Below are 21,023 nucleotides of genomic sequence, written 5' to 3' on the forward strand. Positions count from 1 at the left end.
GTCCGGGCGCCGTCTCCCGTCGGTCGCGGCATCAGAACTCCAGCCGCTCGCGCCGGCCCAGTCGCATCACGATGGCGGCGAAGGCCATGGTGACGATGAGCAGTCCGACACCGATCGTCGTCGCGTATCCGGCCTGCCCGTCGCGGAAGGCCGTCTGGTACACGTACAGCGGCAGAACCGTGGTCGAGTAGTCGGGGCCGCCGGGGCCCACGGTCATGACCTGTACGGCGGTGAACGCCTCCACGCCGAGGGCCAGGATCCCCATGTAGACCCAGCCCGACTGCACCGTGTCCCAGAGCAGCGGGAGGGTGATCCGGAAGAACGTGGTGAAGCGGTTGGCGCCGTCGAGGAGCGCCGCCTCGTAGAAGTCCTTCGGGATGGACGCCATGCCGGCGGAGAAGAGGACGACGAAGAACCCGACCGTCGACCAGACCAGGACCGACATGACGCAGATGAGCGCGAGGTTCGGATCGCCCAGCCAGTCCGGCTGGATGGAGCCCAGACCGATCGCCTTCAGAGTCGAATTCAGCACCCCGCTGGTGGGGTTGAACCCGAACTGGAACAGCAGGGCGACAATGACGATCGACAGCACCTGCGGAAAGAAGTAGGCGATCTTGTAGAAACTCGACCCGCGCACACCGGAGACCGCGGCGTTCTTGCGCCGCCGGCCTCCGACATTGAGCATGAAGGCGAAGAACAGCGCCAGGCCCAGCGTCACCAGCGGCAGCAGCAGCACGAGCAACACGCTGTGCTGCAAGGACTTCCAGAAGATGTCGTCCTTCAGCATCCTCGTGTAGTTGTCGAACCCGACCATCTTGAAGTCCGGGCTCAGGCCGGTCCAGTCCGTGAACGAGTAGTAGATGGACTGGATGAACGGCCAGATGACGAAGACCGCGTACAACGCCAGTGGGACTACCAAGAATCCCACGATGAAACGGTACTTGCCGTGCTGCATCGTTTACCGACCCCGATCTTTCCGCGGGTGCCGCCGCTGGTGACGGTTGCTCACTGGTGCTTGTAGTGCTTGATGGACTGGTCCTTGGCCGCCGCGTCGGCGAAGGCCTGGATCTTCTTGATGGCTTCCGCAGGGGTCGCGCGGCCGGCCATCATCTCGCCGATACCGGCGACACCGATCTGCTCCTTCTGGAGCTTCACGTACCAGTCCTGCAGACGCGGGTTCACCACGTTGTCGCCGGCCTTCTTCAGCGAGTCGACGCCGGACTGCATGGCGGTCGACAGGGTCAGACCGTCGGTGCCGCCGTTGAACGCGCTGAGTGACTTGACCTGCTTGGTGAAGTTCTTGGAGGACTCCTCGGAGAGCATGATGCGCAGCTGCTCCATGCCGCCCTCGGGGTTCTTCGCGTTGGCCGGGACGACGAAGGGCTCGCCGCCGGAGGCCCAGATGGTGCCGAACGGCATCTTGTCGGACGAGTCCAGGCTGGACGGCGGCGCGACCATCATCTTGAAGTCCTTGGGCGTGGTCGGCGCCGCCTCGTTCTCCACCCACGAACCGTTCGGGATGAAGAGCGCCTTGCCCTTGGTCCACTCGGTCTGCGACTGGATGTGGGTCAGGCCGGGGGTGCCCTTGAGGATGTACCCCTTCTGGTACAGCTCGTAGTACGCCTCGAACGCCGCCTTGACCGCGGGGTCCTTCCAGGCGTTCGGCTCCAGGTTGTCGATCTTGTCGAGAACCTCCCGGCCACCGATCTTGGCGATGAACGGGTAGAGCGAGAACGGCAGGTAGTACGGGTACTTACCGGCGTACGTCCAGCCGGCGATGCCCTTCTTCTTCGCCTTCGCGCAGAGGGCGAGCATGTCGTCCCAGTTCTCGGGGTACTGCGCGTCGAGGTTGTCGAGCGCGGTCTGCGAGTACCAGACGCCGTACACGGTGTACGCGTAGTACATGATCCAGACCGGGTCGCCGTCGAACTGGCCCATCTCCAGGACACCCGGGCGCAGTGTGTCGCGGACCTTCTTGGTCGGGTCGTCGATGGACGGGGCGTCCATCAGCGGCGTCAGGTCCGCCAGCTGCTTCTTGCCGACCAGGACACCCATGTCCATCTGCTCGGCACCGGAGTTGTCGATCAGGTCCGGCGGGGTGCCGCCGTTGAAGCGCGGCTGCAGCTGCGACTGGATCTTCTGGGTCGCGACGTGCTTGACCTTCGGGGCCTTCGGGAACGCCGCGTTGTACTTCTTCTCCGCGTCGATCGCGTACTGCTGGCCGAAGCCGCCGTCGAAGATGACCACCTCAAGGGGGGCCGTCTCGTTGACGCCGAGCGGGTTCGTCTTGCTGACCTTGCCCTTCTCGACCTTCTTGTCACTGCCGCTGTCGCTGCTCGCACACGACGACAGGAAACCCATCGTAGGAACGGTGAGCAGGCCGAGCGCGGCAGATCGCTTGATCACATCGCGACGGCCGAGGCCCTCATTCTTGTGGGCGGAGGTGGATCCCATGCTCAAGTCCTCGCCTTCTCCAGGACTCAGGCGGTGTGTACCGGTCGCCCGTCGATATTCGCCTCAGGCGAAGGGCCCCGCCACCGCGGTCAGTTGCGCTTGGGTGGTGCTGATTTCAGGCTAGCCATGTGCAGCGGGGGTTTCGGGAGATCGGGCAGCGGATGCACTTGTCGTGCCCCGCGACCGTTCCCCCGTGTCCCCCTTGTCCGCGGCGCCGGAAACGGCTGTGCAGACGCCGACAGGTATAGTCCACTTGCGCCCGACTGAGCAAGATCGAATGCAAGGTTGAGCAGCAGTCTTTCCCGAGTTGAGACCTCGCGGATACCTGGACCCCGTGCGCCTCCGTCCGGGTGTAACGATTTCCGCATTACGGTCGATTCGACTGGCGGTTCGCACTCAACACCCTTGACACATCACGCCACTTGGCTCCCTACTGGACCTTGCGCATCTCCCTGACAACGTTGTCCAAGCGCACTTCCTCGGGAGGAATGGCTCCGCATGCAGCCCCGACATGGTTCACGCAGGAGACAAAGCCGTACGGCCGCACTGGTCGCGGCTTCACTCGTTCTGGTCGTGACAGCCCCCACCGCGGCCGCCGCTCAGTCGGCCGGGACAGGCGAAAAGCGCCAAAGCACCTCGGGTGAACGGACATTCAGCTCGTCATTCGAAGCGGACGAAAAGCAACCGGACTGGCGCAACACCGTCGAAGAAGGCCCTGACGGAAAGAAGCGGTCATCGGGTGTCGACGGCGGATTCTCCACTGGAATACCGGGCAATGTCACCGACAAGGTGACAGACGTCCGTGCCAGTGGCGAGAACACCGGCGGCGGGGAGGTGAAGGAGAACCTGGTCGACGGGGAGTCCGGCACCAAGTGGCTGACTTTCGCGCCCACCGGCTGGGTCGAGTTCGATCTCGTCGAACCGGTCAAGGTCGTGACCTACGCGCTGACCTCGGCCAACGATCACGACGAACGCGACCCGAAGGACTGGACCCTGCAGGGCTCCACGGACGGCAAGGACTGGAAGGACCTCGACTCCCGGACCGGCCAGAGCTTCACCGAGCGGTTCCAGACGAAGTCGTACGATTTCACATCGGACGCCGCCTACCAGCACTTCCGGCTGCAGATCACGAAGAACAACGGCGCCTTGGACGCCACCCAGCTCGCCGACGTCCAGTTCTCCGACGGCGGCACCTCGGCCCCGGCGCCGGAATCGATGCGCAGCCAGGTCGACCGCGGCCCGTCCGGCTCCCCCACCGCCAAGTCGGGTGCGGGCTTCACCGGCAGGAAGGCCCTGCGGTACGCCGGCACGCACAAGGCGGACGGCCGGGCCTACTCGTACAACAAGATCTTCGATGTGAACACAGCTGTCACCCGTGACACCTCACTCTCCTATCTGATCTATCCCCAGATGGGCGAGACGGACCTCTCCTACCCGGCCACGCACGTCTCGGTGGACCTGGCGTTCACGGACGGCACGTACCTGAGCGATCTGCGGGCCACCGACAGCAACGGCGGCCTGCTGACCCCGCAGGGTCAGGCCGATGCCAAGCGGCTCTACGTCAACCAGTGGAACAAGGTCGACTCGGCGATCGGAACGGTCGCCGCGGGCAGGACTGTGGACCGGATCCTGGTGGCGTACGACTCCCCCGAGGGCCCGTCGAAGTTCCAGGGCTGGATCGACGACATCAAGATCGCCCCGAAGGCGCCCGAGAAGCGCCGGGCGCACCTCTCCGACTACGCGTCGACGGTCCGCGGCACCAACTCCAGCGGTTCTTTCTCGCGCGGCAACAACTTCCCCGCCACCGCGCTCCCGAACGGCTTCAACTTCTGGACCCCGGTCACCAACGCGGGATCGACCAGTTGGCTGTACGACTACGCGCGCGGCAACAACGACGACAACCTGCCCACCCTCCAGGCCTTCAGCGCCAGCCATGAGCCGAGCCCCTGGATGGGCGACCGGCAGACCTTCCAGCTGATGCCGTCGGTGGCCCCCGGCACCCCGGACGCCTCCCGCAAGGCGCGTGCCCTGCCGTTCCACCACGAGAACGAGACGGCGAAGCCGCACTACTACGGTGTGACATTCGACAACGGCCTCAAGGCGGAGATGACACCGTCCGACCACGCGGCCCGGATGCGGTTCACCTACCCCGGTGCCGACGCGAGCGTCGTCTTCGACAACGTCTCCAACGACGGCGGGCTCACCCTGGACCCGAGGACCAGTTCCTTCACCGGCTACTCCGATGTGAAGAGCGGCGGCTCGACCGGCGCCACCCGGCTCTTCGTCTACGGCGTCTTCGACGCGCCGGTCACCGCGAGCGGCAAGCTGTCCGGCGGCGGGGGCGACGACGTCACGGGCTACCTCCGCTTCGACGCCGGCAAGGACCGCACGGTCGAGCTGCGCCTGGCGACCTCGCTGATCAGCGTCGACCAGGCGAAGCGGAACCTCGCCGCCGAGATCCCCGCCTCCCGCTCCTTCGGACGGGTCGAGGACCGGGCGCAGCGGGCCTGGGACGACATCCTGGGCAAGGTGGAGGTCGAGGGGGCCACGACCGACCAGCTGACCACGCTCTACTCCAGCCTGTACCGGCTCTACCTGTACCCGAACTCGGGCTTCGAGACGGTCGACGGCAAGGACAAGTACGCCAGCCCCTTCTCCCCGCAGGTCGGCTCCGACACCCCGACCCACACGGGCGCGAAGATCGTCGACGGCAAGGTGTACGTCAACAACGGTTTCTGGGACACCTACCGCACGACGTGGCCCGCGTACTCCCTCCTCACGCCGGACAGGGCCGGCGAGATGGTGGACGGCTTCGTCCAGCAGTACAAGGACGGCGGCTGGATCTCCCGCTGGTCGTCCCCCGGTTACTCCGACCTGATGACCGGCACCTCCTCGGACGTCGCCTTCGCGGACGCCTACGTCAAGGGCGTGAAGTTCGACGCCGAGGCGGCCTACGACGCGGCGCTGAAGAACGCCACCGTCGTCCCGCCGTCCTCGGGCGTCGGCCGCAAGGGCATGCAGAAGTCCCCGTTCGTCGGTTACGCCGACACCTCCACGCACGAGGGCCTGTCCTGGTCGCTGGAGGGCTACCTCAACGACTACGGCATCGCGCAGATGGGCCGGGCGCTCTACAGGAAGACGAAGAAGGAGCGGTACAAGGAGGAGTCCGAGTACTTCCTGAACCGCGCCCGCAACTACGTCGGTCTCTTCGACAGCAAGGTGGGCTTCTTCCAGGGCAAGGACGCCAAGGGCGACTGGCGGCTCCCCGCGGACCGGTACGACCCTCGGGTCTGGGGCTACGACTACACGGAGACGAACGGCTGGGGCTACGCCTTCACGGCCCCGCAGGACAGCCGGGGCCTGGCGAATCTCTACGGCGGGCGCGCCGGCCTGGCGAAGAAGCTCGACACCTACTTCGCCACTCCGGAGACGGCGGGCCCCGAGTTCGTCGGCTCGTACGGCGGTGTCATCCACGAGATGACGGAGGCGCGTGACGTACGGATGGGGCAGTACGGCCACAGCAACCAGGTCGCACACCATGTCGCCTACATGTACGACGCGGCCTCGCAGCCCTGGAAGGCCCAGGAGAAGGTCCGTGAGGTACTGGGCCGGCTCTACACGGGCAGCGAGATCGGGCAGGGTTACCACGGTGACGAGGACAACGGCGAGCAGTCGGCCTGGTACCTCTTCTCCTCGCTCGGCTTCTATCCGCTCGTGATGGGCAGCGGCGAGTACGCGATCGGCTCGCCGCTGTTCACGAAGGCCACGGTCCATCTGGAGAACGGCCGCGATCTGGTCGTCAGGGCGCCGAAGAACAGCGCGAAGAACATCTATGTGCAGGGCCTGAGGGTCAATGGCAAGAAGTGGACCTCGACTTCGCTGCCGCACGAGCTGCTGGCCAAGGGCGGTGTGCTGGACTTCGACATGGGTGCGAAGCCTTCGTCGTGGGGCACCGGCAAGGACGCCGCGCCGGTCTCGATCACCACGGACGACAGCGTGGCGACGCCGAAGGCGGACGTGCTGAAGGGCGCGGGCGCCCTGTTCGACAACACCTCGGCCACCTCTGCCACGGTCGCCTCGGTGGACCTGCCGGTGCCCTCCGCCACGAACGCGGCCCAGTACACGCTGACATCGAGCGCGGCGGACCGTGCCCCGACGGGCTGGGTCCTGCAGGGCTCGTCGGACGGCACGACGTGGAAGGACCTCGACAAGCGGTCGGGCCAGTCGTTCGCCTGGGACCGGCAGACGAGGGTGTTCTCGGTGCGCGCTCCGGGCTCGTACGCGCACTACCGCCTGGTGTTCGCGGGTGAAGGGAGCCTGGCGGAGGTGGAGTTGCTCTCCTGATCCTCCGCCCGCTCGGGGGTGCGCGGGCGGCCGGTGTCTCGCTCCGAGGCGCCGGCCGTCCGCATGCCGGGCGGCCGGCGGGGTCTGGAGCGGACGGGCCCCCGTTCGGTCAGTCCCGCCCCGGGTTGTCCGGAACGGCCCGGGGGAACAGACTCTCGGGCAATGTCACATTCCACGCCGTGATCACCGGATTGCCGTGCTCCGTGCCGAGCCGCGAGACCGCTCCCGTGGCGAGCTGGAAGAGCGTGCCCTCGGCCGGGGTCAGGCCGAGGTAACGGGCGGTGAGTACGCGCAGGAAGTGGGAGTGGGCGACGAGCGCGATGTCCCCCTCCGTGGCGCGTTCCGGCGTCTTGGCGACTTCGGCCAGCACCCGGTCGGCCCGGGCACCGACCTCGGCGGGTGTCTCCCCGGGGTGCGCCTCGGGACCGGGGGCGACCCCGTCGGTCCACAGATTCCAGTCGGGGCGGGTGCGGCGGATCTCGTCGGTGGTCACCCCTTCGTAGCCGCCGTAGTCCCATTCGCGCAGTTCGGGGGTGACACGGGGTGCGGCGAGCCCGGCGAGCTCCGCGGTGCGCCGGGCGCGTGCGGCGGGGCTGACCAGGGTGAGCGCGATCCGCCGGTCGGCGAGCAGCGGAGCCAGCGCGCGGGCCTGGCGTTCACCGAGGGGAGTGAGGGGCAGATCGGTGTGGCTCGTGTGCTGCCCGGACCGCGACCACTCGGTCTCGCCGTGCCTGATCAGGATCAACTCGCCCATGGGTGCCATCCGCTCTCTGTGCTGTTCGTACTGCGTAACCGGCAAACCCCCTGGTCCACGATCGCATTCCACGCGCCCGGGACGCGGCGGCCGATGCCTCGTTTCCCGGGTACGGCAGGCCGATGTCCCGATCAACGACACCGCGTCATCGCAACCGAACAGCGAGGCCAAGGGGTGTCCGGGCCACCAGGAACCGGGGGACCGTCGAGTTCGCGCAGGAGTACACGGGCCCGCTCCACTTCCGGATTGAGAACACGGAGGTCGAGGTAGATGCCGAGGGCCTCGCGCAAGGCGCCCCTGGCCGGTTCGACGGATTCCGTCGCACGGTAGGTCTGGCCCAGGTGGACCGGCGTCGAGGCCTCGTTGTAGCACTGCTCCAGTGCACGGTTGAGGTCCAGGCTGTGCTGGTGGCAGTCGATGGCCTTCGCGTGTTCGCCGAGTTGGTGGTAGGCGTAGCCGAGGGTGTCCCAGGTGTTGGCCTGGCCTCGCTCGTCGCGCGGCTCCCGCTGGATGGCCGGCGCCTCCTGGCGTCGTACGTCGTCGGCTACACCTCGCCCGTCAAGCTCAAGTCGCCCTGACGGTGGCCGCGGAACGGTGAGCCGGCACGGGAAAGGGCCGCACCCCTTCGTCCTGCGAAGAGGTGCGGCCCACTGCCCTGCCGGATCGCCTACTTGCGGATCAGGTTGCGGAGCACGTACTGCATGATGCCGCCGTTGCGGTAGTAGTCCGCCTCACCGGGGGTGTCGATGCGGACGACCGCGTCGAACTCCACACCGGTGTCGGTGGAGACCTTGACCGTGCGCGGCGTGGTGCCGTTGTTCAGCTCGGTCACGCCGGTGAAGGAGAAGGTCTCCTCGCCGGTCAGGCCGAGGGACTCGGCGGTCGCGCCCTCCGGGAACTGGAGCGGGAGGACGCCCATGCCGATGAGGTTCGAGCGGTGGATGCGCTCGTAGGACTCGGCGATGACGGCCTTGACGCCGAGGAGCGCGGTGCCCTTGGCGGCCCAGTCGCGGGACGAGCCGGAGCCGTACTCCTTGCCCGCCAGGATGACCAGCGGGGTGCCCGCGGCCTGGTAGTTCTGCGAGGCGTCGTAGATGAACGACACCGGCGCGCCGTCCTGGGTGAAGTCGCGGGTGAAGCCACCCTCGGTGCCCGGGGCGATCTGGTTGCGCAGGCGGATGTTCGCGAAGGTGCCGCGAATCATGACCTCGTGGTTGCCGCGGCGCGAGCCGTAGGAGTTGAAGTCGCGGCGCTCGACGCCGTGCTCCGTGAGGTACTTGCCGGCCGGGGTGTCGGCCTTGATCGCACCGGCCGGGGAGATGTGGTCGGTGGTGACCGAGTCGCCGAGCTTGGCGAGCACCCGGGCGCCGGTGATGTCCTCGACCGGGGTCGTCTCCATCGTCATGCCCTCGAAGTACGGGGGCTTGCGCACGTAGGTGGACTGCGGGTCCCACTCGAAGGTGTTGCCGGTCGGGATGGCCAGGGCCTGCCACTGGGCGTCGCCCGCGAAGACGTCCTGGTAGGACTTGTTGAACATGTCCTCGCCGATGGCGTTGGCGACGACGTCGTTCACCTCGGCCTCGGACGGCCAGATGTCGGTGAGGTAGACCGGCTTGCCGTCCTGGTCAATGCCCAGGGCGTCCTTGGTGATGTCCACCTTCATCGAACCGGCGATGGCGTACGCGACGACCAGCGGCGGGGACGCCAGGTAGTTCATCTTGACGTCGGGGTTGATCCGGCCCTCGAAGTTACGGTTGCCGGAGAGCACCGAGGTCACGGCCAGGTCGTGCTCGTTGACCGCCTTGGAGACCTCCTCCGGCAGCGGGCCGGAGTTGCCGATGCAGGTGGTGCAGCCGTAGCCGACGAGGTTGAAGCCGACCTTGTCGAGGTACGGGGTCAGGCCCGCCTTGTCGAAGTAGTCGGTGACGACCTTCGAGCCCGGGGCGAGGGTGGTCTTGACCCACGGCTTGCGGGTCAGGCCCTTCTCGACCGCCTTCTTCGCCACGAGCGCCGCGGCGACCATGACGTACGGGTTCGAGGTGTTGGTGCAGGAGGTGATCGCGGCGACGGTGACGGCGCCGTGGTCGATCTCGTACGACGTGCCGTCGGGGGCCGTGACCGTGGTCGGACGCGACGGGACACCGTTGGTGGAGGCGGGGGCGTCGGAGGCCGGGAAGGACTCCTTGCCCGACTCCTCGTCGTCGGAGACGTAGTTGCGCACGTCCTGGGCGAACTGCTGCTTGGCGTTCGCGAGGACGATGCGGTCCTGCGGGCGCTTCGGGCCGGCGATCGACGGAACGACCGTCGACAGGTCCAGCTCCAGCTTCTCGGAGAAGTCCGGCTCGGCGGCCGGGTCCAGCCAGAGGCCCTGCTCCTTGGCGTACGCCTCGACGAGCGCGACCTGCTGCTCGCTGCGGCCGGTCAGCTTCAGGTAGTTCAGGGTCTCGCCGTCGATCGGGAAGATCGCCGCGGTGGAGCCGAACTCCGGCGACATGTTGCCGATGGTGGCGCGGTTCGCGAGGGAGGTGGCGGCGACGCCCTCACCGTAGAACTCGACGAACTTGCCGACGACACCGTGCTTGCGGAGCATCTCGGTGATGGTCAGCACGAGGTCGGTGGCGGTCGTGCCGGCCGGAAGCTCACCGGTCAGCTTGAAGCCGACGACGCGCGGGATGAGCATGGAGACCGGCTGGCCGAGCATCGCGGCCTCGGCCTCGATGCCACCGACGCCCCAGCCCAGCACGCCGAGGCCGTTGACCATGGTGGTGTGCGAGTCGGTGCCGACGAGGGTGTCGGGGTACGCCTGGCCACCCCGGACCATGACCGTACGGGCCAGGTGCTCGATGTTGACCTGGTGGACGATGCCGGTGCCCGGGGGGACGACCTTGAACTCGTCGAAGGCGGTCTGGCCCCAGCGCAGGAACTGGTAGCGCTCCTTGTTGCGGCCGTACTCCAGCTCGACGTTCTGCGCGAACGCGTCGTTGGTGCCGAACTTGTCGGCGATGACGGAGTGGTCGATGACCAGCTCGGCCGGGGCGAGCGGGTTGATCTTGGCCGGGTCGCCGCCCAGTTCCTTGACGGCCTCACGCATGGTGGCGAGGTCCACGACGCACGGCACACCGGTGAAGTCCTGCATGATCACACGGGCCGGGGTGAACTGGATCTCCTGGCTGGGCTGCGCCTGGGAGTCCCAGCCGCCGAGCGCCCGGATGTGGTCGGCGGTGATGTTCGCGCCGTCCTCGGTGCGGAGCAGGTTCTCCAGCAGCACCTTCAGGCTGTAAGGGAGGCGCGCGGAGCCCTCGACCTTGTCCAGCCTGAAGATCTCGTACGACTCGTCGCCCACGCGCAGCGTGCTGCGGGCGTCGAAGCTGTTCGCCGACACGACAGTCTCCTTCATCAATGTGCGCGTACTCCGCGCCGCGCCTCATTACGGCGGGCGCCGCGTGGTGCCGCCTACGGCCCCTCGACCATCCGCTAAGGTAAGGCTTAGTTAGGCAACCCTTACCGAGTGGCGGACTGCGGTGCGCCTTCGGCATATATCTCGATGTCGAGATAACTCTAGTACATCACCGCCGCACGGTCATGTGCGGGCGGGGTGACCGCTCTCATCCGATCAAGGCGTTCATTCAGCGAACCCAGTCGTTCCGCCTCCTGTCCCGGTGAACCCGGCCGCACGGGCAGAACGTGCTGGGGGTGCGGGGTGGCTGCTCCCGCCGGGGCGGATCTCGCAGCGCCGTACGTGGAGCTGTCGTACGTGGAGGCCGCACGCCGGTGACAGCGCCGTCCGCTGCGGGACGGCCCGCTTACGTGGCTCCGGTGCGGCCGTTTCGGTGGTCACGTGGTGAGCGTCACTTGGCAGGTTGCTACCGGGTGGCCACGACCGGGCAGCACGTCGGCTTCGAGTCCTGGGTATGCCGAACGGCCAACGAGGTGAACCTGGTCGACCGGAAGGCGGGAAAAGCACCGGACGACGCAGAGGGGAGGTCTGATGGTGTGCGATCCAATCCGACGGCCGGTTCGGCACAGATCTGCCCTGATGCTGCCGAGAGGCGTCCCGCCTCCGCACCGGCAAAACATCCGAGGAGCAGGAACGACGATGGCGCCCGATCCGACAATCGCCCAGGTGACCATGACCCTGGCTGCCCTTGCAGCCACCGGGGCCACCCCGCGTCCGTCCGGGGAAACCCTGGAGCATCAGACCGAGCGAATCATCACCGGCATCGACGCGCAGCTGAACGATCCCAGCCTTGCGACGCAGGGCGCGTGGAAGCTGGTGTGGCTCGCCCTGAGCGAGGCCAACGCCAATATGGCCTACATCGCGCAGAGCACCAACGACTCGAACGAGTTCGCCGTGGTCGCTCGCGGAACGGACGCCGATCTGACCGACATCCTCGAGGACCTCGAGGTCGGCACAGTCGTCCCGTTCCCCGAAAGCGGATCACCGAAGCCCGTCGCCGTTTCCAAGGGGGCGATGGATGCGTTCAAACGGGTTGTCAACGCCCGCTCGATCGCCTCCCCCTCCCCGAACGTCACGCTCGCTCAGGCGCTCGCCGTCGCGCTCAAGTCGGCGCCCTCCTCGCCGCAGCCGACCGTCTATCTGACCGGTCACAGCCTGGGCGGTTGCATCGCCACCATGCTCGCGCCGTACCTGCAGGCACAGACCTGGCCGAAACAGCCGAAGTTCGCGGTGATCACCTATGCGGCTCCCACCGCCGGCGTGCAGAGCTTCGTCGACTACTTCGACTCCGTGCCGTGGGTCATCGACGAGCGCCAGAACAACGCCTACGACCTGGTACCGCACGCGTGGGTCGATCTCGACACCACCGCAGACTGGTACCCGAGCCCGGGACCGCAGGCGACCGAAGAAGTGAAGCTGCTCATCGGGGCGATCTCCGAGCGCACCAAGGGCAACGTCTACGTCCAGCCCGGCACGCTCTGCCTGATGAACACCGGATACACGAGCTTTGCCAAGAACCTGGTCAACAAGACCACCCAGGACTTCCTCGGCCAGATCGCCTTCCAGCACGCCAACTCCACCTACCTGGACCTGGTGGGGGCGCCTGCCGTCCCTTCCGGGCCGGTGGTGACCGACGTGAGCCCCACCTTCGGCGCACCAGGCTCCACGGTGACCATCAACGGCAACGGTTTCAGTCCGGACAGCGTGGTCGACTTCGGACACTTCGCCTGCACCAAGCGCGACATCGACCCCTCCGGCATCAGGATCACCGCTCAGGTCCCCGACGGAACCGGCGTCGTCCACGTCCGCGTCACCAACACCCTCGGCACCTCCCCGGCCGTCGCGATGGGGCAGTTCGCCTACGGCGGACCCGCACCGGTGGTGGTCAGTGCGGTCAGCCCGACCAGCGGAAAGGTCGGCACCCCGGTCACCATCAGCGGCTCGGGCTTCGCCGATGGCGCCACCGTGCACTTCAAGGACAAGGCGGCCGATTCCGTCAAATTCGTCTCCACCGGCCAGATCACCGCAACCGCGCCCGGTCAGCTCGACGACCGTCAGACGGTCAACGTCACCGTGACGGTCGGCAAGGCCACCTCTCCCACCAGCCCGGCCGACGAGTTCACCTACACCGGACGGTAGCGTCCGCACGTCCCCGTTCCCGGGGCGGCCCTTCGAGCAGCCCCGGGCCCTGGCCGCCGACGGGGTCGAACCGTGCCCGGACGCGGGATCGCCGCAGGACCGTTCGCCCCGCGGCGAGCAGGCCACGGAGCTGTGCGGCACGGCCGGGCAGCTGTCGAGCCCGGCGGAACCCGCCGCAGGATGCTCGGCGGAGTCCGCCGTAGGGGTCGCCGCGGACGGCGCTGCGGTCGGCCGCGGTGATCCCCGCCGGACCGACCGCACTCCACCGGGTCACCGGGGCGCGCAGGCCCGCGGCATGCGCCTCGGTCGGGCCGAGCACCCGTTGAGGCACCCGGGAGATCAGGCGCGGACCAGTTCCAGCGCCTGCTTCAGGTTGTACTCAGCGATCCCCGCCATGAAGGCCCGGTCGGGGAAGTCCCCGTCGAGCAGCCGCAGCGGGCCTGCCGTCAGCGAGAGTCGCTGTGCGAGCATGTAGAGCGCGAGCCGGTGCTCGTCCAACCCGGCCACCTCCAGCGGCCGGTAGGCATCGTGCAGGCGGATCCGCAGAAACACGTGCTCCCACTCGACGTCGAAGTACATCCCCCCCTCGATGTCGATCACCACCGGATTCCCGTCCGCGTCCACCAGCACATGGTCGGGCCCGAGTTCGCCGTGCACGACCGTGTACTCCGCGCGCGGCCGCACCGCCGCCGCCAGGCTCAGCAGCCGTTCCTCCAGCCGGTCGCGGGCGTCTGCGATGCGCAGATCGCGCGAGGCCGCCTCGGCGAGGTCCCGCAGCGCGCGGTCGAGCACCACCCCCTCGCACGACGTACCGCGCGACGTTCCTCCGCCGTCGACCACAGCCACCTTGCCGTACGCCGGTGCCCGGTGGCCCCGCATCGCCTCCAGCGACTCCGCGAGCCGGGCCATGACCGAAGCAGCGGCGCGCCGGTCGCGCGCGAGCAACTCCTCCAGGCTCTCCCCCTGGAGGTCCTCGACGATCGCGAGGTCGGCCGGGCAGTGGGCGCCGTCGCGGTCGACAAGACGGATCGCCGGGACGCGGACGCCCAGCGCGTCCAGCCGCGCGTGCGCGGCCTGGAAAAGATCGAGCCCGAGGCCGGGCGAGAACGGGTCGGTGAGGTCGTCGTCGCCCTCGGCCGCCGGCCAGTAATTCTCGGCGTCGTCCCACAGGTAGGCGATCGCCGTCGTCGCGTCGTCCATCACCAGGCGGTACACGCCTTTCTTGCTGCCGCCCGCGACCGGCTCGGCCGTCTCCAGCCGCCGCCCGCCGCCCAGCGCGGCCTGCGCCGCACCCGCCAACTGCTCCCGCGTCACCGACCTGGGTGTCACGTTCCGAACCGCCTCTCCGCCAGGACAACCCGCGCACCTTACGGGAGCGTCGACGTGAGGGCGAATGGTTTGTTCCGGATCCGAGCGCCCGCTGACTCCGGTTCCCCGGGACGTCCCGCTGCCGACCTGGATCACCGGCGGCGGCCGCCGAACCGGGCTCTGTGGAGAACCGGCGACGGTGGGATACGCGAGTTCCCCGTACCGATGGATACGCGAGCTCCCCGCACCGAGGAACGACAGTGCCCGGCCACGTGTGGCGGTCGACGTCTCGTGGTCCCGCGACGCCCGCCACCGCCACCGCCCGCGCCCGCGCCCGCGCCCGCAGAACGGGCATCGCGCCCTTCCGGCTCCGGGAACCTTGGCCGTCGGCACCACGGAGGTGGTCGTCGCCGGACCGCTCCCCGGGGTGCCCCCGCACTTCGGCGTCCCGCTGTCGCGGCGCCCGTCCCGCCGATGCCCCGCCAGCCGGTCGGCCTCGCCCGGTGCTCGCCGCCGCGGCCCGGACCCGCTCTGCCGTTCGGTAGTCTCGCCGCCGCACGCCGCACGCCGCACGCCTGGTGCCCCGACGGGCGTATCGGCCTCCGGGGCGGAACGGGTGCCCGGACGAAGGAGGAACATGAACGACGTCACCGAGTTCAAGGACATCTCCCCGACCACCCTCGCCGATCTCCTCGGGCGGGAACAGGTCATGGACCTCGGCATCCGCCCCCTGTGGCCCTCGATGCCGCGCGTCGCCGGCCCGGCGTTCACCGTGCGGTGCCCCCCGGGCGACAACCTGATGCTTCACGCGGCCATCCACCGCGCGGAACCCGGCTCGGTCGTCGTCGTCGAAGCGGGCGACGTGGACTACGCGCTCGCCGGCGGAAACGTCTGCGCCGTCGCGCAACGGCGGGGAATCGTGGCGTTCGTGACCGACGGGGTGATCCGTGACCTCGCCGAGGTGCGCGGCATGGGCTTTCCCGTCTTCGCCAGGGGGGTCGTCCCCATCCCCGGAGCCAAGAAGGCCGTCGGACCGCTCAACGGTCCGGTCCGGTGCGGCGGCGTGGACATCCACGCCGGCGACATCGTGGTGGCCGACGAGGAGGGCATCGTGGTCACTCCCCGTGCCCGCCGGGCGCAGGTACTCCTCGATGCCCGGCAGAAGTTGGCCAAGGAAGCGGGCGAATCCCTCGACCACTGGGAGAAGGCGCATCGCGCCCGCATCGACAGGATCCTGGCGGAAGGCGGATTCGAAGGCGCCGTCGAGGACTGAGTCGAGGACCGGGGCAGCGGACCTGGGGCCAGGACAAGGCCGCCGGGAACAGCGTGGATCGGGCCGGAGCGCAGCGTCGGCCCAGTCCCCCCGTTCCCCGTTCCCTGTTCCCCGTTCCCCGTTCCCCGTTCCCCGGATGGATGTACACCGTTCGCGGTCACGCCGGTCCGGGTGAACCATGGAACGCACGATGCGCCGTTCATGGCACCCTTCACACGCGACCGGCCGCACAGCTTCCGCGCCTCCACGCCCTGCCGTCACCCGAATGCCACACCCCACCACAGGTCTCATCTCATATCTGAGATAGCCTTTCGCCATGTCAGACGATTACCTCGTACGCATCGGCAAGCTCATACGTGACGCCCGTCAGCACCGGGGCTGGACACAGAGTCAGCTCGCCGAGGCGCTCGCCACCAGCCAGAGCGCCGTGAACCGCATCGAGCGCGGTAACCAGAACATCAGCCTTGAGATGATCGCGCGCATCGGTGAGGCACTCGACAGCGAGATCGTGTCGCTCGGTTACGCCGGGCCCATGCACCTGCGAGTGGTCGGCGGTCGCCGTCTCTCGGGCTCCATCGACGTCAAGACGAGCAAGAACGCGTGCGTGGCCCTGCTCTGCGCCACACTGCTCAACAAGGGCCGTACGGTGCTGCGTCGGGTGGCCCGTATCGAGGAGGTCTACCGCCTGCTGGAGGTGCTGAACTCCATCGGCGTGCGGACCCGGTGGATCAACGACGGTACCGATCTGGAGATCGTCCCGCCCGCCCGGCTCGACCTGTCCGCCATCGACGCGGACGCCGCCCGCCGGACCCGTTCCATCATCATGTTCCTGGGCCCGCTGCTGCACCGGATGGACTCGTTCAAGCTCCCGTACGCGGGCGGCTGCGACCTCGGTACGCGGACCATCGAGCCGCACATGATCGCGCTGCGCCGGTTCGGCCTGGAGATCGCCGCGACCGAGGGGCTCTACCACGCCCGGATAGACCACTCGGTCACGCCCGACCGTCCCATCGTGCTGACCGAGCGCGGGGACACCGTGACCGAGAACGCGCTGCTGGCCGCCGCCCGGCACGACGGCACGACCGTCATCCGCAACGCATCCTCCAACTACATGGTCCAGGACCTGTGCTTCTTCCTGGAGGCGCTGGGCATACGCGTCGACGGCATCGGCACCACCACTCTGACCGTGCACGGCTCCCCGCACATAGACGTGGACGTCGACTACTCCCCCTCCGAGGACCCGGTCGAGGCGATGAGCCTCCTCGCCGCCGCCGTGGTGACGGAGTCCGAGCTGACGATCCGCCGGGTACCGATCGAGTTCCTGGAGATCGAGCTCGCGGTGCTGGAGGAAATGGGCGTCGACTGCGACCGCACGACGGAGTACACCGCCGACAACGGCCGTACCCGGCTGGTCGACCTCACGGTCCGGCCCTCCAAACTGGAGGCGCCGATCGACAAGATCCACCCCATGCCGTTCCCCGGGCTCAACATCGACAATGTGCCCTTCTTCGCGGCCATCGCCGCCTCCGCCCAAGGTCAGACCCTCATCCACGACTGGGTCTACGACAACCGGGCCATCTACCTCACCGACCTGAACCGCCTGGGCGGCAGGCTGCAACTCCTGGACCCGCACCGGGTGCTGGTCGAGGGCCCGACCCGGTGGCGCGCCGCCGAGATGATGTGCCCGCCCGCACTGCGGCCCGCGGTGGTGGTGCTGCTCGCCATGATGGCGGCGGAGGGCACGTCCGTACTGCGCAACGTGTACGTCATCAACCGGGGTTACGAGGAGCTCGCGGAGCGCCTCAACTCGGTGGGCGCGCAGATCGAGATCTTCCGGGACATCTGAGGGGTCCAGCACTGTAGTGCCGTCGCACCTTTATTCGACCTGCTGAAATGCAAGCAGGAAGGGAGGTGCGACGGCACCCGTGGGACACCTGGAACTTTGTGCCTGCTCACGTTCAATGACAGAAAGTACGTCTCGACGAGGAGCCGGGTCGCCGTACGCGGGGTACGGGTCGATCCACGACTTCCCGCACCCGCACTCAGGTGTCCAGGTGATCCACGAAGATACCGATGAGTATGCGACCGCCTAGGCGGGGCTCAGGCAGACTGAAGTGGACGCGGTTGCGGTGCCGTTCTTTCTTGCCGTGCCACTCGCATTGGTAGGTCTCGCCCTCATGGTCGACATCCCGCTGCTTCATGATCGCGGGCTTGGAGCGGGTGTTGGGGCTCTCGGGCGACAGGTCAAGGCCGAAGCGGCCCAGCTCCGCCTGCACTTGGTGCGGCTGCCCCGAGTGCAGGGCCATGGCGTCGGCGAAGTGGTCGTGCACCACGCTCAGAAGCCGTGCGACCCAGTCACGCATCTCCGCGTAGGTACCGTCGAACTTGCGGAAGGAGAGGGAGTCGGCGAAGACCAGCCCCGGAAAGCTCCGGCGGGCGTGGTCGAAGAAGTTCTGCTCCGTGATGTTCTCCCGCTCGAAGAGGGAACGCCAGAACTCGGAGAGCGCGGGGGCTTCGGCGAGATGGAATACCTCCTCGGCCATCGGCTCATCCGTGGCCCCGCCGATGACGGAGACCGGAAGCCAGCCGCGACGGTCTTCGGTGGGGAAGACCAAACATGCGACATGGCGCTTCTGCCGCGTCTGCCACCAGGCGTAACAGAGGGACAAGGCGAGGTCCCGGCCGGTACCCGCCACTTCGACGCCGTCGGGCAGGCCGGGGAGGTCAGTGTCCCAGGTGGGGCAGCGGTCCATGAGGCGGACCATCCTCAGCCGTGCGTCCCGCCCTGCCCGCGGCGCCTCCCCCTCGTAGAGGACGTCGTAGACCACCCGGTCGTCCGCGCACTCCACATCCCACCAGAACGGCGAGACGGCAACCGCCTGCTCTTCGGACAACTCCTCCAGCGTGTCGCTGAAATCGTCCAGCAGGTCCGTCAACCGCTTCTCCGTCAGCCCCCGGAAGTCGAAGGACGACTCGTCCACGACGATCCGGTACGGCTCACCGCCCCCTGCGCCTGGCACGTGCCAACCTCCCCAGGTCCTGCTCGATCTGGTCGAAGAAACCCCGCGGCCACTCGCTCAGTTCGCCCTTGGCGGTGAACTCGATGGGCACGGAACCGGCTTCCTCCTCGCCGAAGTAGTGCACGACCGCGTCCTCGGGCCGCAGGCTCTCCTCCTCCGCCACGGCCAGCCGGGCACCGTTGAGGACGTGGTCACTATGTGTCTCCACGATCACCTGAGCACCGGTCCCGGCGACTCGGGCGAGGAAGCGGCCCAGCTTGGACTGGCCGCCGGGGTGGAGGTGCGCCTCCGGGTTCTCGACGATCAACAGGTCCCCGGGACCGGTGAGAAGGCCCGCGACGATCACAGGCAGGGCGTAGGAGAAGCCGAAGCCCATATTGGCCGGTCGGATCGGCTCGCTCAGCAGGCCCGGCTCCTGGAAGCGGATGGTGCTTGCCGTGATCCCGGGCGGCCACTGTGCGGTGATCTTGATGGGGCGGATGATGTCGGAGGCCCAGGTCTCCACCTGTGTGCGCAGGGTGGTGACGTTGTGCGTACTCCAGGTCGACGGGTGGAGCAGCGGCTCGGACACCGCCCGGGTCTCATGCAGGGCGAGCACTTGCGCGGTGTATTCCCCTTGCACGCCAACACCGAGGAGATCGGGATGCTCGGCGGAGACACCCAGCTGGTCACGGGGCCCGAGACGCTCGGCGCACAAATAGGTGAACGCGCTTCCCATGCCGCACAGTCCTGCCGGTGGCAGTCCGCCCTCGTCGGCGACCCGCAGGTAGAGCGCCTGCTCGTCAGGGACCGTGAAACGGTGCACGCTCGGCGCCTCGGCGCCGTCGTCGGCGATCTCGATCTCGATGGTGGAGTCGGGGGCGTCCGGGTGGAGGACCTCGTGTGCCTCGCCCAGGGCGAGTCCGTAGGGGCCATTGAGCTGCACCACCTGGCCGGCCGGTGCGTCCACGAGTTGCCGGGCCAGCAGCAGGCTCTGGATGGTGGTGCTCTTACCGGTGCCGTTGAGTCCGGTGAGTACGGTGAGGGGACGCAGGCCGAAGGACTCGTCGGCGAAGCGTTTGAAATACCGGACTCGGAGGTTGGTGATCATTTACCGGCCCTCCGCGATCCGGGCAGTGGCCTCGAACCGGTACATCACCCGGCGGACGTCGCCCGTGGAGGAGGTGATGGCCTCCAGGTAGCGGTAGTCGGCTGTCATCAGCTCGCGTGCGGAGGCGACAATCGCCTCGCGGCGCCGTTCAAGGTCCGCGGCCTCGTACTCGGCGAGGGTGATCGACCAGGTCTCGAAAAGCGCCCGGTTGATCGGGTTCCGGCCGGACATGCCCAGCGGCCACTTACGGAACGCCTGGTCGCCGAAGACCAGACGGGCATTCACCATGGCCTTACGGAAAGCGGCCATGAGATCCGCGCTCCTGGCCTTGGTCACCTCCTTCTCGTTGTCCAGCATGATGGTGGTGCGCTGGAGGAACGGGTCCATCGCCGCGTACTTCGCGTACCCGTCCGTGCCCATCAGCCAGAACGCGGCGAAGCGCAGGGCCATCTCCCGGTCGTTCATCCGGATGTGGCCGCCCATGTCGTTGGTCGCCGCGTTGAACTCTGCCGTGGAGGTCATCTGCTGCAGGAGGTCCCGGCTGCGGTCCTTGCTCATGCAGTGCCGGATCTCTTGTGCGTTCAGGGGCGTGCCACCCGTGTTGATGCGCTTGAAGATGTCGTACATGACATCCGACGGAGTCGTCGGGTCGATGACGTTGGTAACGATCTGAGTGTTGTAGATGCGCCGCCTCCATGGGGCGGGGAGGTCCTCGAAGCGCTTCCCTTCCACCGCACCCTTCAGATACTCCAGGCCCTTCAGCGCGAATCCCCCCTTCTCTCCCCCTCGCACGAAGTCACGGATGGTCGATAGGCGCTGGAGGCCGTCGACCACGCGCATGAGCCCGTCGGTGTCCTCGGCGAAGTAGAAGGCGGGGAGGGGAATCTGCAGGAGTACGGACTCGATGAGCCTCGACTTCTGCACGGGCTTCCACACCTGGCCGCGCTGGAAGTCCGGAGCCAGTTCCAGCGACTCGTCCTCGATCATGTCCAAGACGTTGCGCAACGAGAACTGCTTCGTGTTGACCCGAATCTGCTCCGGATTCCACGGTCGCTCGATCTCCGGTGGCGTGTCCTCGGTTTCCGTCTCCGCCTCGACTCCGGTGCCCGCGTCGAGGAAGTGCTCCTCCGTGATCTTTGGTGGCTGGGGGGTGTCCGACGTCGTCATGGGACGATCGTAGCCGG

Annotated in this window: 13 protein-coding genes; 4 read left to right on the forward strand and 9 right to left on the reverse strand. The window is 67.8% G+C overall.

Features of this window, described 5'->3' with window-relative positions; translation table 11 throughout:
* Positions 1 to 31 precede the first annotated feature (31 nt).
* Both ACIQCZ_RS34285 and ngcE read right to left on the reverse strand, forming a co-directional pair.
* Complete coding sequence (locus ACIQCZ_RS34285; protein WP_351074964.1) at positions 32 to 955, reverse strand: sugar ABC transporter permease; 924 nt, start codon at positions 953 to 955, stop codon at positions 32 to 34.
* Between the two features lie 50 nt (positions 956 to 1,005).
* Entirely contained in the window at positions 1,006 to 2,454 is a 1,449-nt protein-coding gene (gene ngcE / locus ACIQCZ_RS34290; RefSeq protein WP_351074965.1) for an N-acetylglucosamine/diacetylchitobiose ABC transporter substrate-binding protein, read from the reverse strand.
* Positions 2,455 to 2,952: 498 nt separating this feature from the next.
* Between ngcE and ACIQCZ_RS34295 the strand changes: the two genes are divergently transcribed.
* A complete protein-coding gene (locus tag ACIQCZ_RS34295; protein ID WP_402288457.1) occupies positions 2,953 to 6,798 on the forward strand; it encodes a GH92 family glycosyl hydrolase in 3,846 nt (1,281 codons plus the stop codon).
* Positions 6,799 to 6,907: 109 nt separating this feature from the next.
* On the opposite strand, the gene ACIQCZ_RS34300 is transcribed toward ACIQCZ_RS34295, so the two are convergent.
* From ACIQCZ_RS34300 to acnA, 3 genes are all read right to left on the reverse strand, one after another.
* Positions 6,908 to 7,552 (reverse strand): histidine phosphatase family protein, encoded by a 645-nt coding sequence (locus ACIQCZ_RS34300; protein WP_402288459.1) that lies wholly within the window; start codon positions 7,550 to 7,552, stop codon positions 6,908 to 6,910.
* A gap of 131 nt (positions 7,553 to 7,683) precedes the next feature.
* Positions 7,684 to 8,064 (reverse strand): tetratricopeptide repeat protein, encoded by a 381-nt coding sequence (locus ACIQCZ_RS34305; RefSeq protein WP_402288568.1) that lies wholly within the window; start codon positions 8,062 to 8,064, stop codon positions 7,684 to 7,686.
* A 155-nt stretch (positions 8,065 to 8,219) separates the two neighbouring features.
* Positions 8,220 to 10,934 carry an aconitate hydratase AcnA gene (gene acnA / locus ACIQCZ_RS34310; RefSeq protein WP_402288461.1) on the reverse strand — a complete coding sequence of 905 codons (2,715 nt, stop codon included), beginning with the start codon at positions 10,932 to 10,934 and terminating at the stop codon, positions 8,220 to 8,222.
* A 747-nt stretch (positions 10,935 to 11,681) separates the two neighbouring features.
* Between acnA and ACIQCZ_RS34315 the strand changes: the two genes are divergently transcribed.
* On the forward strand, positions 11,682 to 13,148 hold the full coding sequence (locus ACIQCZ_RS34315; protein WP_402288570.1) for an IPT/TIG domain-containing protein: 1,467 nt from the start codon (positions 11,682 to 11,684) through the stop codon (positions 13,146 to 13,148).
* A gap of 339 nt (positions 13,149 to 13,487) precedes the next feature.
* Here the strand turns inward: ACIQCZ_RS34315 and ACIQCZ_RS34320 are convergent, their stop codons facing one another.
* A complete protein-coding gene (locus tag ACIQCZ_RS34320) occupies positions 13,488 to 14,462 on the reverse strand; it encodes a phosphotransferase family protein (RefSeq protein WP_402288573.1) in 975 nt (324 codons plus the stop codon).
* A gap of 631 nt (positions 14,463 to 15,093) precedes the next feature.
* Between ACIQCZ_RS34320 and ACIQCZ_RS34325 the strand changes: the two genes are divergently transcribed.
* Positions 15,094 to 15,729: an RraA family protein gene (locus tag ACIQCZ_RS34325; protein ID WP_402288464.1), complete on the forward strand. Its 636-nt coding sequence runs from the start codon at positions 15,094 to 15,096 to the stop codon at positions 15,727 to 15,729.
* 316 nt (positions 15,730 to 16,045) lie between these two features.
* Positions 16,046 to 17,575: a helix-turn-helix domain-containing protein gene (locus tag ACIQCZ_RS34330; RefSeq protein ID WP_376274064.1), complete on the forward strand. Its 1,530-nt coding sequence runs from the start codon at positions 16,046 to 16,048 to the stop codon at positions 17,573 to 17,575.
* Positions 17,576 to 17,771: 196 nt separating this feature from the next.
* Here ACIQCZ_RS34330 and ACIQCZ_RS34335 read toward each other — a convergent pair whose 3' ends face one another.
* Genes ACIQCZ_RS34335 through ACIQCZ_RS34345 form a run of 3 tightly spaced genes read right to left on the reverse strand, consistent with a single transcriptional unit; the run spans position 17,772 to position 21,006 of the window.
* Positions 17,772 to 18,749: a hypothetical protein gene (locus ACIQCZ_RS34335; protein ID WP_402288467.1), complete on the reverse strand. Its 978-nt coding sequence runs from the start codon at positions 18,747 to 18,749 to the stop codon at positions 17,772 to 17,774.
* The gene (locus ACIQCZ_RS34340) at positions 18,727 to 19,839 is read right to left on the reverse strand and encodes a DUF3696 domain-containing protein (protein ID WP_402288470.1); all 1,113 of its coding nucleotides are present in this window, start codon (positions 19,837 to 19,839) and stop codon (positions 18,727 to 18,729) included. The genes ACIQCZ_RS34335 and ACIQCZ_RS34340 overlap by 23 nt, the downstream gene beginning before the upstream one ends.
* Positions 19,840 to 21,006 carry a DUF262 domain-containing protein gene (locus ACIQCZ_RS34345; protein WP_402288473.1) on the reverse strand — a complete coding sequence of 389 codons (1,167 nt, stop codon included), beginning with the start codon at positions 21,004 to 21,006 and terminating at the stop codon, positions 19,840 to 19,842.
* Positions 21,007 to 21,023: the final 17 nt, after the last annotated feature.

The organism is Streptomyces sp. NPDC093149 (genome assembly GCF_044754145.1).
Lineage (GTDB): Bacteria > Actinomycetota > Actinomycetes > Streptomycetales > Streptomycetaceae > Streptomyces.